Below are 12,548 nucleotides of genomic sequence, written 5' to 3' on the forward strand. Positions count from 1 at the left end.
CACATGCCCGAGAGCCACGACTTCTTCGTCGCCACTGACCCCGAGACCGCACGTGCCCAGGTGCGCGAGGCCCTGTCCCGCGAGGGCTACACCGTCGACGACGCCGAGCAGGGGGCGCTCCGTGCGACCCGTGGCAGCCTCGGCCTGACGCTGCTCATCGGCGGCATGGCGAACGACCGCACGTTCCACACCCGCCTCGATGTGCAGATCATGATCGCCCCGGACGGCCGCACGGTCGCCCGACTGCTGCGCGGCTCGGGCAAGTCCGCGATCAAGGGTGGAGCGCTCGGCATCTCGCGCGGCAACCGTGCCTTCGAGCAGGCCGCGAACGCGATCCACACCACCTTCGCGCAGTCCGGCGTGCTGACGGAGAGCATCGCCGGCTGACACGTCGACGGCGGGGACGGGTCCGACGCGACCCACAGACGGACGGGAGGCACGGTGCCAGCTGGCACCGGGCCTCCCGTCTATCACGACGTCACGACGTCACGACGTCACGACGTCACGGCAGTGCGATCACGTGCAGGAGACGTTGCGGTCGATGCTGCCGGACCCGTAGGGCACCACGACCTGGACCATCGCGATGGTGCCACCGGGCAGCGGGGTGCCGGAGCAGGCCTTCCGCGCCTTGGTGACCGTGCTCTTGCCGAGCGCGATCCAGTTCGACCGGCCGTAGAGCGGGCTGTTCGACTTGACCGTGCCGGCGATGGTCTTCCACTGCGAAGTGGTCGAGTAGAGGCCGATCCGCTTCACGCCGGCCGTCTTGAGCCCGACGATCATGCCCTGCATCGCCGCCCGGTTCTGGGCGGTGTCGCGCTGGTAGGACAGACCCGTCTCGACGTCGATCCACCAGCGGTAGGCGGACGGGTTCGGGACGCCACGGCTCTGGACGTCGTCGTACCCACGGGCGTAGCCGTACATGAACGAGCACGCCAGAGTGACCTGCTTCTTGCCGCCCTTGGTCACGCACTTGCCGAACGGGTTCGTGGGCACCGTGTTCTGGTACCGGTTCGACGTGGGCCAGACCGACGCCTGGAGACCCGGGTTGGCGAACAGCGCGTACAGCTGCGTCTTCGGTTGGGCCGAACCCCCGACGGACTTCGCCGACCAGGCGAGCTGTTCGGCGAGGCACGGGTTCGTGGTGTTGCCGAGGGACTCGTTGACGCCGACGATGCCGAACGCCTGGTCGGTCGGCACCTGGCTGCCGCACTGCGGCCAGGAGATGTCGACACCCAGCGGCGTGACCGCTGCGGATGCACCCGACGACGGGCCGGCAACGGCGATGCCGGCGGCCACCACCACCGTGGTCGCGATGGTCGCGACGAGACGACTGATACGGAACATGCTCTCCCCCTGATCGGGCCGAACCGGTCGGCCGCGCCCCACCGGCGCACGGGGAGTCTAGGGCGGTGCGTTGGACAACACACCACCCCTGTCCGTGAACTGTGTCGAACGATCCACCTGACTCGGCCTGTGGAGGACGGTCCCCTCGACACGTCCGCCAACGACAGAACGGCCCGGAACCTGTGGGTTCCGGGCCGTTCTCGTGGTTGCTACCTGGTGGAGCTAAGGGGATTCGAACCCCTGACCTTCTCATTGCGAACGAGACGCGCTACCAACTGCGCCATAGCCCCAAGTGCTCGATCACACTAGCACCCTCGTTCGGCCCAGCCGAAATCGCAGGTGGCCCGTCGGGCGTGCCGCGGGTCAGACCGCGCGGCGCCGTCGCATGATCGCGTCGAGGTCGGCCTGCTGGTAGGCGTCGTCGTCGAGGACACCCATGCCGGCCCACTTGCTCGGCGGCCCGGCGGGCTCGTCGGCGGGAGCAGGAGCGCCGGGAGCAGGAGCTCCGGGAGCAACACCGGCCGACGCGGCAGGGGCGGCGGGGGCCCGGAGCCCGAGCCGCTCGGCCAGACGCCCCTGGTCGTGCGCGGACAGCGACGCCGCAGCCTCTTCGAGTTCGGGTCGCATCCGCGACACCCGCGCCAGCGACGGGTCGGACTCCCCAGCGCGGATCGCGGCAGCTTCGGCCTCGGCTTCCGCCTTGGCCGCGGCGACGCGCTCCTTCAGGCGGGCAGCGAGTTCCGCCGACGACTCGGGCGAGGCGGCCGGAGCAGCCGGCCGCTCCACGTAGAGGGGCTTCGGAACGTGGTTCGGGGTCCAGGAGCGGTCTGCTGCGGGCTCGGCAGGCTGCTCGGTCGACAGGGGCGGCGCCGGGTCCGTCCAGGCGGTGGCCGGCCGGGAGGCGCGGGTCGCGCCCGTCTCGGCGGCCGCGAGACGCTGCTTCCGCGCCGTCGCCACCTGGTGCAGCTGGGCCAGGACCGCTGCGGACCCACCGGCGGCGACGAGTCCGGCGACACCGACGAGCCAGAGCGACGGTGCCGCGACGAAGACCACGAGGGCGATGACGACGCCGAGCGTGCCGAACAGGGTCGCCCCGAGCCGGGACCGGCGCATGCGCATCGCGGTCAGGGCCGGCACGGCGGACGCCCGCTCGAGCACCGGTGCCTGCTCGGCCAGGCGGCGGGTGATCTCACGCTGCCGCGCGGCTTCGTGGGCTCGGACGATGGCGGTGCGCTTGGCCTCTTCGGAGCGGGCGACGCGCTGCGCCTGGGCGAGGGACTTCGCGTTCATCTCGATGCGGACCTCGTCCGGCAGCTCGGCGGTCTGCGCGAGGATCCGGAGGGTCTGCTGCAGCCGGATGGCGTTCCGCTCGGTGGCCAGGTACTGGCGGCGGGCGGCCCACGACGGCATCAGGTAGACGAGCCAGAGGACGGCCGCGACGAGCAGGACGATGCCGCCACCCCACGAGCCGATTCCTGCCATGCGAACACGGTAGGGGTGGCGGTTCCCGCGCCGCGTCATTGCCGGACGCGTGTTGCGCGTGTCGGGGCGGAATCCGTGGGAGGCGAGCCGCGCCTCCAGGCCCGTCAGACGTGGGACGTCAGATGCGGGGCGTCGTGTCCAGCGGCATCGCCGCCTCGTCGCGTGCGGCGAGCGGCACGGCCCCCACGCCGGGCGGCACCTGCCCCTGCACCCAGCGCTCGAGGACGCCCCCGCGGACCTCTTCGGCCACCAGCGCGAAGCAGAAGTGGTCGCGCCAGTCCCCGTTGATGTGGATGTAGCGGCGACGGAGTCCCTCGTACCGGAAGCCGAGCTTCTCGACGACGCGCAGGCTCGGGGCGTTCTCCGGCCGGATGCAGATCTCGATCCGGTGCACGCCGAGCGAGCGGAAGCAGTGGTCGACGGCGAGGGCGACGGAGATCGGCGTCACGTTGTGGCCTGCGGCGTCCTCGACGACCCAGTAGCCGATGGAGGCACTCGCGAGCGAGCCGTAGGAGATGCCGGAGACGTTGAGCTGCCCGACGAAGCGGCCGTCGAGCTCCATCGCGAACGGGAGTCCGAGTCCCGCGCGGGCGTTGGCCTGAAGCGCGCGGATGCTGCCCCGGACGTCGGTGGAGACGTGTCCGGAGGGGTTCGTGGCCTCCCAGGTGCGGAGCCACGAACGGTTCGTCGCGAGTGCCGCGTCGAGGTCGCGGGTGTCACGGAGCCGGAGGGGCCGGATGGTGACCCGCCCGTGGGACAGGGTCGGGATCGTCGTCATCGCTGGGTTCCTCCGGGGTCCCGCCCCGGTGCGGGACGGGGTGTCCCGCCCGGGTCCGTGATCACCGGACCCGAGCGGGATGGCCGACTATTCGCCCGCGTTGAACTCCTTCAGCCACGACTTGAGGTCGGGGCCGAGGTCATCGCGGTCCGAGGCGAGCTGCACGATCGCCTTGATGTAGTCGAGTTTGTCACCCGTGTCGTACCGGCGTCCACGGAACACGACGCCGTACACGCCGCCGGTCCACTCCTCGGCGCTCGCCATCTTCATGAGCGCGTCGGTCAGCTGGATCTCGCCGCCCTTGCCCGGCTCCTGCTTCTCGAGGACGTCGAAGACCTCGGGACGGATGACGTAGCGGCCGATGATGGCCAGGTTCGAGGGCGCTTCGCCCTGCGGGGGCTTCTCGACGAGGCCGGTGATCTTCACCACGTCGTCGGTGTCGGTCGGCTCGACCGTGGCGATGCCGTACAGGTGGGTCTGCGACTCGGGGACCTCGAGCAGGGCCACGATCGTGGCGTTCTTCTCGCCCTGGACCTCGATCATGCGCTGGAGCAGCGGGTCACGAGCGTCGATGATGTCGTCACCGAGGAGCACGGCGAACGGCTCGCGGCCGACGTGCATCTTCGCGCGGAGCACCGCGTGGCCGAGGCCGAGCGGGTCACCCTGTCGCACGTAGTGCATGTCGGCGAGGTCCGTCGACTGGTTCACCTTCTGCAGCTTCTCGTGGTCGCCCTTCTTGCGGAGGGTCTCCTCGAGCTCCGACACGTGGTCGAAGTGGTTCTCGAGCGCGTTCTTGTTGCGCCCGGTGATCATCAGCACGTCGGTCAGCCCGGCACCGACAGCCTCTTCCACCACGTACTGGATGGCCGGCTTGTCGACGACGGGGAGCATCTCCTTCGGCATCGCCTTGGTCGCGGGGAGGAAGCGGGTACCCAGCCCTGCGGCCGGGATCACCGCCTTCGAAATCTGGAAGCCCATGCTCAGACCGTATCCGATCCCCCTTTCGAGGGCATGTCGTCGCTCCGGGGGACACGGGACCCCGCGTGTTCCCGGCGGGAAGCCGCAACCGTGCCCCTCGGTAGACTCCTGCGCATGATCGCCGATCTCGGGAACGAGAAGCGCGCCCTGCGAGCCGAACTCCGGCAGCGGCGGCGCACCCGGACCACGACCGAACGCGACGCGGACACCGAGACCCTGACCGCGACCCTGCAGCGCTTCGTCGAGGAGCGCCAGGTGACGTCCCTCGCCCTGTACCTGTCCGCACCGGACGAGCCGAACGTGCGGCCGTTCCTGAACTGGGCGTTCGGGCAGGGCATCCGCGTGCTGCTGCCGGTCACCCGCGAGGACGGCCTGCTCGACTGGGCCGTGGGCGACGGCGAGAGCGAGACCGAGAGCCTGCTCGGCCTGCCCGAGGTCGTCGGCGAGGTCCTGTCCCCGCTCGCGATCAACGACGTCGACGCGATCCTGGCCCCGGCGGCGGCGGTCGGGCACGACGGCGTCCGCATGGGCTGGGGGCGCGGCTACTACGACAAGACCCTCGGGTCCATGGCGAACCGTCCGCCCGTCTATGCTGTGATCTTCGACGCGGAGTACCTCGACGAGGTCCCGCGCGAACCCCACGACGAACCCGTTGACGGCATCATCACGCCGTCGCGCATCATCACGTTCCGGAGCTGACGTGCCCACCTACTCGTACCGTTGCACCGAGTGCGACAACGCGTTCGACATCAAGCAGTCCTTCTCCGACGCCACCCTGACGGAGTGCCCGGTCTGCGGCGGCGTCCTGCGCAAGGTGTTCTCCCCGGTCGGCGTGACCTTCAACGGCGGCGGCTTCTACCGCACCGACTCGCGCCCGGCCCCGAAGTCCGAGGGCTCGTCGAGCACCCCCGCGAAGTCCGAGCCGAAGAAGTCCGAGCCGGCGAAGAAGTCCGAGTCGAAGCCCAGCGGCTCGAAGCCCGCCGCGTCCTGACGCGGCCTGCGCTCTCCGGATAGGTTGGGGCGCGTCGCCACCCGGCGGCCGTCCTCGACCCGGAAGGAGACCCTCGCATGAAGGGCTTCAAGGAGTTCCTGCTCCGCGGCAACGTCATCGACCTGGCCGTCGCAGTCGTCATCGGTGCGGCGTTCACCGCGATCGTCAGCACGATCGTCAGCGCCCTGATCAACCCGCTCATCGGTGCGGTGTTCAACGCCTCGAGCCTCGACAAGGCGCTGGTCGTGGCGATCCCCACGTTCTCCGGCGGTGACGCAGAACTGAAGTTCGGCGCGATCATCGGCGCCGTCCTGAACTTCGTCATCGTCGCCGCGGTCGTGTACTTCGCGCTCGTCGTGCCGGTCAACCACCTGAAGAAGGCGGCGTTCGAGCGCGTCAAGAACGACGAGGAGCAGACCCCGCAGGACGTGCCCCCGACCGACGTCGAGGTGCTGCTCGAGATCCGCGACCTGCTCCGCCCGCAGAACGGCGGCGCGACCAGCACGGGCGCGCACATCGCCCCGTCGAACGCTCCCGAGGGGCCCGGCATCGGCGGCTCGACGAAGCTCTAGCCCCGGCGCCGTCGCAAGACACCGGTGTTCGTGCGCTGCACACCCGCAAACCGCGGTGCGCAGCGCGAACACCGGTGTTTTGCGGAGAGGGCGCCCGCGTCAGGCGGCGGGAACCGCGCGGCGCTTCGCGAACATCGCGACGGCGTACTGGGCGCCGGCGAGCACGTGGCCCGCGGTGCCGAGGTACACGAACACCAGGGCCACGACCCGGACCCACGGCGCGTTCTCGTCGACGGTGTGCACCGCGGAGAACAGCAGCACCGGCAGCCCGACGAACAGCAGGGCCGAGCGGATCTTGCCCGTCCACGTGACGTCGAGGTCCGGGTTGCCGTGGAACAGCACGCTCGACAGGACGACGAGCACCAGGTCGACGAGCACCACGACCGCCACCACCCACCAGGGCAGCAGGCCGACGAGCACCAGCGACAGCACGATCGCGATGATGGCCAGGCGGTCGGCGACGGGGTCGATCGCCTTGCCGAGCTTGGACCCCTGGTCGAACTTGCGGGCGATGAAGCCGTCCGCCCAGTCGCTCACGCCGATCACGACGAGGGCGACGAGCGCCCACCCCGGGTGGCCGGCGACGACGAGGCCGATGAACACCGGGATCAGCACGAGGCGGAACAGCGTGATCAGGTTCGGCCAGGTCTGCCAGTCGGGGCGCTGTCGCGCGGTGTCAGTCATCACGGGCCAGGCTACCGGTTACCAGTGCGGGGGGACGTCGCGTCGGAGCTGGTCGTCGTTCTCACCGTCGCGGTGCCGCGCCGGTTCCGGCGGCGGCGCGGGGTCGTAGCCCGCCACCGGCTGGGTGGTGACGCGTCTGCGGCGCCGCGCCGGGCCTCCCGGCTGGTCCGCCGTCTCGCGTCCGGACGACGCTGCCTGACCGGGAGGCGCGGCTGACGACGCGTCGTCGGCCCGCGTCCACGTGCCCACCAGCTGGTCCGTCTCCGGCGTCACCGGACCGGCGGGCCGCGAGGCCCGGCGGCTCGGCCGAGACGTCATCGGCGTGCGGGGATCGGCGGGATCGAGATCTCCTGCGTGGCGCCGCGGTCGACCCCGAGCACGGCGGCGACGGTGTCGGCGACGCGGTCCGGGTCGGAGAACAGCTGGAACGCGTGCACGCGCACGTAGTGCCAGCCGAGTCGGCGGAGCACCTCGGGACGCAGGCGCAGGGACTCGCGCAGCGATCCCTTGACCAGCGACGCATCGGTCTCGATCGTGACGCACACCCCGCCGTGCGCGGCGACGAGGCCGAGCTTGCCGCGGTGTCCGAGCGCCACCGGGATGCCACGCATCTCGAGGCGCCGGGCCAGGTCGACGAGCAGCGGGTCGGAGTCGTCCGGCACGTACTCGGCGGTGGTGCGGGCACGCACCTCGGCCAGGATCTCGGCGAGGGCGACGGTGCCGTGGCCCATGCGCTCGGCCTCGATGTCCGACGGCTGGAAGCAGGTGACGATGACCATCGAGCGACGCGCGCGGGTCATGGCGACCGCCAGCAGCCGCTCGCCGCCGGGTTTGCCGAGCGGACCGAAGTCGCGCAGCACGCGGCCGTGCGGGGTGCGGCCGTAGCCGATGGAGAACACGACGCGGTCGCGGCTCTGCGCCACCGACTGCTCGAGCGTCGCCACGATGAACGGCTCGGCACGGTCGCCGATGACGAACTCGGTCAGGTCCTTGTGGCCCTGGGCGGCGGTCAGCACGGCCTGCTCGACACGCACGGCGTGCTTCGCCGACGCGGTGATGACCATGAGCGACTCGGTCGGACGGGTGCGGGCGTGGTCGATGACGAGCCGGACCACGCGGTCGACCTCGGCATCGACGCTCTCGACGGCACCGGACTCCGGGTCCGGGACGGCCTTGCCGTCGCTGACGTAGTCGAGCGCGATCGAGCCGTGGCCGAGGAACGAGCCGGCCCACGGCAGGGACTCGATCTTGCCGCCGTAGAAGCGACGGTTCACGAGTTCGGCCAGGTCCTCGCCGCCGGCGCGGTACGACCGCGACAGCGACAGGGTCGGCAGCAGGGTGGACAGCTTCGCCAGGGCGGAGTCGGCGTGGAACGCGTCGAGCGTGCCCTCGTCGACCTGCAGCGCCCGGTGCTCGGGGTCCACGGCGATGCGGAACGGCGACGGCGTCTGGGTGACCGGGTCGCCGAACACGACGGTCTGCCGGGCACGTCGGACGGCACCGACGGTCTCGGCGATCGTCACGGCGCCGGCGTCGACCAGGATCACGGTGTCGAAGGGCATCGTGTCGGCGATCTGCGGCACCTCGTACGGGCTGGCGAGCCAGACGGGTGCGATCGACCGGGACAGGTGCGGTGCGGAGTCCTGCAGCAGGCGCGAGGTGATCGCGCCGTCACGGAGCTGGGTCTTGAGTGCGGTCGCTTCTTCGGGCCAGTCGACGAGACCGACCTTCCAGTTCTCGGCGAGCTGCCACGCCAGGCCCTGGGAGACCCCGGCCGCGTGGGCGTCGTCCACCAGGCGGAAGTCGGCCTCGACCCGGTCGAGCATGTCGGTGTTGGCGCCGAGCAGTGCCCGGTCGGACTCGAGCATGGTCTCGAGGGCGGACTGCCACCAGGCGAGCTCGAGCTCGGCCGGCACCTGCACGTCCGGCACGTGCCGGTTCGCCAGGTCGGTGATGAGCGGTTCGAGCTGCAGGTCGCGCAGGGTCTGCATGAGCTCGGTGCGCTCCTGCAGGTTGTGCAGGACGTCGGACTCGGCGGCGAGCTCGGCGATGGTCGGGACGAGCTGGTCGACCGGGGTGTTCGCGAGCTGGCGGTCACGCTCGGTGCGACCCAGCGGCTCGTCGAGGCGCGCGAGGTCCTCGGCGACGTTCGAGAACAGCACCTGGACGTCGGCGATGCCGGTGGGCACCTCGGGGTTCACGCCGGCGGCGACGTAGCGCTGCCAGAGCACCCGCTGCTGCTGGACGCGGGTCAGGGCCTCGTGCAGGTCGGACACGTGCACGCCCGGACGGACGTACTCGCGGGCGAGCTTCTTGAGCCGGCGACGGTTCGTCGACGACATCGGGGCACCCTCGCCGCGGGGCGCGGTGGCGGCCACGAGCTCGGACACCGAGCGGTCGAAGACCACCGGCAGGAAGCGGTCGAGCGTGTCACGGATCTCGGTGAGCAGGCGCAGGTAGATGCCGAGCTCGTTGATGGTCGTGAACTGGCGCATGTGCGTCGAGCTCACCAGGTCGTGGGCGCGGCGGAGCAGGGTCGGCAGGCCGTCGGCGTCGAGGTCCTTCGCGATGCGGTGCGCACGCTGGGCGCCGTCGCTCGAACCGAACTTCGCGCCGTACCAGGGCGAGTCGTCGGGGCCGTAGCGGAACTCACCGAGGTTCGCAGCGCTGACCATCGTCTCGGCGACGCGTGAGCGGCCCTCGACCATCGAGGCGACGGACTGCTTCGACAGGCGTGCGGTGGTCGACGGGGCGACGGGCAGCAGCGACAGGCGCGACAGCTCCACCAGGCAGTCGAGCACCGAGACGCCGAAGTCGGGGTCCTTGCGGGTGAGCGAGCCGCGGTAGTCCTTGAGCACCTTGCGCAGGCGGACCAGGGCGTCGTCGACCTCGCGGAGGTTCGGACGCGCGGCCTTCTCGTTCCGGGCGATGGCACGGACGACGTCACGGCGCAGGGTCGACGGCGTGACCGCGACCCCGGGCAGCTGGACCTCGCCGAAGCGGGCGGCGATGCCCCGCAGGGTCGCGCGGCGCGGGCTCACGACGAGCACGCGCTTGTTCGCGGCGACCAGGCCACCCAGGGCGTTCACGATGGTCTGGGTGCCACCGGTGCCGGGCAGGGTCTTCACGACGATGGAGTTGCCGGCCGTGATCTGCGCGATCACGTTCTCCTGCTCGTCGTCGGCGTCGAGCAGGAGCGTGTCGGTCTCCGGGCTGCGCTCGTCCGACGGGGTCTGCTCGACCGGGTGGTAGGACTGCTCGACCTGCCACTTCGCGCTCGGGTTGCCGGCGAGGGCGTCGAGCACGGGGTGCGACAGGTCACCGGTGTCCTCGACCATGCAGGTGGCGACCTCGGCGAAGGTGGACACCACGAGGCGTGCGTGCACCGAGAAGCCGGGGATGTGCGCGGTCAGGCCACGCAGGCGGTCGATGACGGGGTTCGGCGTGAAGGAGCCGTCCTGCTGCGCGAGGGCCACGAAGGACTGCGCGTCGAGGATGACCCCGAACTGCTCGTGCAGCGCGTCGGCGAGGCCCGGGTTGAGCACCGGTTCGCCGAGCAGGCGCACCTCGAAGTCGCGTCCGTGCCGGCGGATCGCCAGGGGGCGCAGGAGGACCGGGCCGCGGAACTGCTCGTCGCCGTGCTTCCAGTCGGCCATGCCGATGCCGAGCTTCACGGCGTCGATGCCGCGCACGGTGGCGAGCTCGGTGCCCTTCGCCTCGACGTGTCCAGCGGCCACGCGGGCGGCACGGAGCGCCACCTCGTCGCGGATCAGGCTGGACAGCAGGGTCGTCTTGCCGGTGATGAACTGCGCGAGACCGCCCGGGTGGGTGGTCGAGAGCTCGATGCGGGCGCGCGGGTGGTCACTGAAGTGCGTGAGCGGGCTCGTGCCGCCGACGCCGGTCAGCTGGGTGCGCCAGCCGTCCCACGTGGGTTCGGCCGCGTTGCCGGCCTGCAACCGCGGGTCGCCGAGGCTGATCGCCTGCGGGCTCGTCATCTGCAGCTCCGGGCGGAGCGTGCGGTCCGGCTCGTCGTCGGTCCGTTCCTGGTCCACGTCCTGCTGCTCGTCTCGATCGTCGTCGGGGCGCGCGCGGGCACCCTCGACGGGGACGTCGTCGTTCACGTCGTCCTCACCGTCGGTCACCCTGTCCGCTCGCCACACATCCGACACTGTAGGCGGAACCGGACGGCCTCTCTGGCAATGAACCGAGGTTTCGGGGTTTCCGCACGGACGTGACCGCCGTCCGGCCCGACGTACGCCACCGTCCGACCCGACGTGCGGCGCGCCCGATCCGACGGCGGCCCCGTCCGGTGTGGTACCAACGGGGCATGGCCATCGACGACCGCACCGCTCCGTCCGCCCCCACGCCGAACCGGCGTCGATCGGTCCCCGCCGAGATCTCACGGTCGTGGCTGCTGGTCTCCGGCACCGCCACCGACCGGTTCGACAAGTCCCAGCGCTCCCGCGCCGACCAGATCATCCTGGACATCGAGGACGCCGTCGACCCCGCCGCCAAGCCCTCGGCCCGGCAGGGCGTCGCCGCCTGGCTGGCCGGCGGTGGCGAGGCCTGGGTGCGCATCAACGACGTCACGACGGACTTCTGGGCGGACGACGTCGAGGAGCTCCGCGGCCTGCCCGGGCTGCAGGGCGTCATGCTCGCCAAGACCGAGTCCCCCGCCCAGGTCACCGACACCTGGCACCGGCTCGGCGGCCAGACGCCGGTGATCGCCCTCGTCGAGTCGGCCCTGGGCATCGAGGAGTCCGTGTCGATCGCCAAGGCGCAGGGCGCGTTCCGCCTGGCCTTCGGTTCCGGCGACTACCGCCGCGACACCGGGACCAGCGCCGACACGCTCGCGATGGCGTACCCGCGGTCGAAGCTGGTCGTCGCCTCGCGCGTCGGCGACCTGCCGGGCCCGATCGACGGCCCCACGGTCGGGTCGTCGCACCCGATCCTCCGCGAGCAGTCGCAGGTGGCCGTGTCGCTCGGCCTCACCGGCAAGCTCTGCCTGGACACCGAGCAGCTCCCCGTCATCAACGAGGTCATCTCCCCCACGCCGACCGACGTCGCCTGGGCGCAGGACTTCCTCGACGACTTCGAGGCCCGCGGCCGGGTCATCCGCGACGGTTCCGACCTGCCGCGGCTCGGTCGGGCGCAGAAGATCCAGCGGCTCGCACAGGCGTTCGGGGTCGAGGCGCGGTAGGACTGCACGCATGACCTGGTCCAACGTCCCCGGCCCTCCGCCGCAGTCCTCCTCCGGCCCCACGGACGCGCAGCGCGCGGCGTGGGAGCGCGGTGGCACCACGCTGTTCCCGCCGGCGAAGCTCGCCGACCGGATCTCGACGGTGCTGCTCCTGGTGTTCGGTGCCGTCATGACCGCGATCACGGCGGTCGTCGGCATCGTCGCGATCGCCTCGGCCACGGCGGAGTGCGACGCCTCGTCGGGCTGCACGCCCGGCGGGTACTTCGGTGGCGCGGCCATCGCGGTCGGTGGCGCCTTCGTCATCGGGGTCGCCACGATCGTGCTGTCGATCGGCGCGTGGATCCGGCGGAAGCCCTCGTGGTGGATCGCCGCGATCGGCTTCGTGCTCGCGATCGTCGTCATCGTGTGGGGCGGGGTCGTCTTCGCGAACGCCGTCGACAGCGGTCCTGCCTCGTCGTCGGTGTCCGCCAGCGCCTGACCGGCGCACCGACACCACCCTTCCGACCGGACGCCGTCGTC

At 71.3% G+C, this 12,548-nt stretch carries 12 protein-coding genes and 1 tRNA gene; 6 read left to right on the forward strand and 7 right to left on the reverse strand.

The window, feature by feature from the left end; genetic code table 11:
• The first annotated feature begins 3 nt into the window (after positions 1-3).
• Positions 4-387, forward strand: coding sequence for a response regulator (locus tag DEJ29_RS15345; protein WP_071405149.1), 384 nt, complete (start codon positions 4-6; stop codon positions 385-387).
• Positions 388-516: 129 nt separating this feature from the next.
• Here the strand turns inward: DEJ29_RS15345 and DEJ29_RS15350 are convergent, their stop codons facing one another.
• From DEJ29_RS15350 to galU, 5 genes are all read right to left on the reverse strand, one after another.
• Complete coding sequence (locus DEJ29_RS15350; protein ID WP_111095333.1) at positions 517-1,344, reverse strand: glycoside hydrolase family 25 domain-containing protein; 828 nt, start codon at positions 1,342-1,344, stop codon at positions 517-519.
• A 214-nt stretch (positions 1,345-1,558) separates the two neighbouring features.
• Positions 1,559-1,634 (reverse strand) — tRNA-Ala (locus DEJ29_RS15355).
• Between the two features lie 73 nt (positions 1,635-1,707).
• Positions 1,708-2,826, reverse strand: a complete 1,119-nt coding sequence (locus tag DEJ29_RS15360) for a hypothetical protein (RefSeq protein WP_111095332.1) — start codon at positions 2,824-2,826, stop codon at positions 1,708-1,710.
• Positions 2,827-2,944: 118 nt separating this feature from the next.
• The gene (locus DEJ29_RS15365; protein ID WP_110865431.1) at positions 2,945-3,604 is read right to left on the reverse strand and encodes a GNAT family N-acetyltransferase; all 660 of its coding nucleotides are present in this window, start codon (positions 3,602-3,604) and stop codon (positions 2,945-2,947) included.
• Positions 3,605-3,691: 87 nt separating this feature from the next.
• Positions 3,692-4,582 carry a UTP--glucose-1-phosphate uridylyltransferase GalU gene (gene galU, locus DEJ29_RS15370; RefSeq protein WP_027466560.1) on the reverse strand — a complete coding sequence of 297 codons (891 nt, stop codon included), beginning with the start codon at positions 4,580-4,582 and terminating at the stop codon, positions 3,692-3,694.
• A 114-nt stretch (positions 4,583-4,696) separates the two neighbouring features.
• Here galU and DEJ29_RS15375 point away from each other — a divergent pair, with 114 nt between their 5' ends.
• From DEJ29_RS15375 to mscL, 3 genes are all read left to right on the forward strand, one after another.
• On the forward strand, positions 4,697-5,281 hold the full coding sequence (locus DEJ29_RS15375; protein ID WP_111095331.1) for a 5-formyltetrahydrofolate cyclo-ligase: 585 nt from the start codon (positions 4,697-4,699) through the stop codon (positions 5,279-5,281).
• A gap of 1 nt (position 5,282) precedes the next feature.
• Positions 5,283-5,573, forward strand: a complete 291-nt coding sequence (locus tag DEJ29_RS15380; protein ID WP_110865429.1) for an FmdB family zinc ribbon protein — start codon at positions 5,283-5,285, stop codon at positions 5,571-5,573.
• Positions 5,574-5,650: 77 nt separating this feature from the next.
• Positions 5,651-6,145, forward strand: coding sequence for a large conductance mechanosensitive channel protein MscL (gene mscL, locus DEJ29_RS15385; RefSeq protein ID WP_111095330.1), 495 nt, complete (start codon positions 5,651-5,653; stop codon positions 6,143-6,145).
• Between the two features lie 99 nt (positions 6,146-6,244).
• On the opposite strand, the gene DEJ29_RS15390 is transcribed toward mscL, so the two are convergent.
• Positions 6,245-6,829 (reverse strand): CDP-alcohol phosphatidyltransferase family protein, encoded by a 585-nt coding sequence (locus tag DEJ29_RS15390; RefSeq protein WP_051596961.1) that lies wholly within the window; start codon positions 6,827-6,829, stop codon positions 6,245-6,247.
• A 314-nt stretch (positions 6,830-7,143) separates the two neighbouring features.
• A complete protein-coding gene (locus DEJ29_RS15395) occupies positions 7,144-10,971 on the reverse strand; it encodes an ATP-binding protein (protein WP_111095328.1) in 3,828 nt (1,275 codons plus the stop codon).
• A 185-nt stretch (positions 10,972-11,156) separates the two neighbouring features.
• On the opposite strand from DEJ29_RS15395, the gene DEJ29_RS15400 reads away from it, so the two are divergent.
• Entirely contained in the window at positions 11,157-12,029 is an 873-nt protein-coding gene (locus DEJ29_RS15400; RefSeq protein WP_017887994.1) for an HpcH/HpaI aldolase/citrate lyase family protein, read from the forward strand.
• Between the two features lie 10 nt (positions 12,030-12,039).
• The gene (locus DEJ29_RS15405; RefSeq protein ID WP_110865425.1) at positions 12,040-12,507 is read left to right on the forward strand and encodes a DUF6264 family protein; all 468 of its coding nucleotides are present in this window, start codon (positions 12,040-12,042) and stop codon (positions 12,505-12,507) included.
• The last annotated feature ends 41 nt before the right edge of the window (positions 12,508-12,548 follow it).

The sequence above is a fragment of the Curtobacterium sp. MCPF17_021 genome (genome assembly GCF_003234605.2).
In the GTDB taxonomy this organism is placed as follows: Bacteria; Actinomycetota; Actinomycetes; order Actinomycetales; family Microbacteriaceae; genus Curtobacterium; species Curtobacterium flaccumfaciens.

Coding starts and splice junctions, on each gene's coding strand:
- DEJ29_RS15345 (WP_071405149.1), top strand. CDS start 4: ATGCCCGAGAGCCACGACTTCTTCGTCGCCACTGACCCCGAGACCGCA.
- DEJ29_RS15350 (WP_111095333.1), bottom strand. CDS start 1,344: ATGTTCCGTATCAGTCGTCTCGTCGCGACCATCGCGACCACGGTGGTG.
- DEJ29_RS15360 (WP_111095332.1), bottom strand. CDS start 2,826: ATGGCAGGAATCGGCTCGTGGGGTGGCGGCATCGTCCTGCTCGTCGCG.
- DEJ29_RS15365 (WP_110865431.1), bottom strand. CDS start 3,604: ATGACGACGATCCCGACCCTGTCCCACGGGCGGGTCACCATCCGGCCC.
- galU (WP_027466560.1), bottom strand. CDS start 4,582: ATGGGCTTCCAGATTTCGAAGGCGGTGATCCCGGCCGCAGGGCTGGGT.
- DEJ29_RS15375 (WP_111095331.1), top strand. CDS start 4,697: ATGATCGCCGATCTCGGGAACGAGAAGCGCGCCCTGCGAGCCGAACTC.
- mscL (WP_111095330.1), top strand. CDS start 5,651: ATGAAGGGCTTCAAGGAGTTCCTGCTCCGCGGCAACGTCATCGACCTG.
- DEJ29_RS15390 (WP_051596961.1), bottom strand. CDS start 6,829: ATGACTGACACCGCGCGACAGCGCCCCGACTGGCAGACCTGGCCGAAC.
- DEJ29_RS15400 (WP_017887994.1), top strand. CDS start 11,157: ATGGCCATCGACGACCGCACCGCTCCGTCCGCCCCCACGCCGAACCGG.
- DEJ29_RS15405 (WP_110865425.1), top strand. CDS start 12,040: ATGACCTGGTCCAACGTCCCCGGCCCTCCGCCGCAGTCCTCCTCCGGC.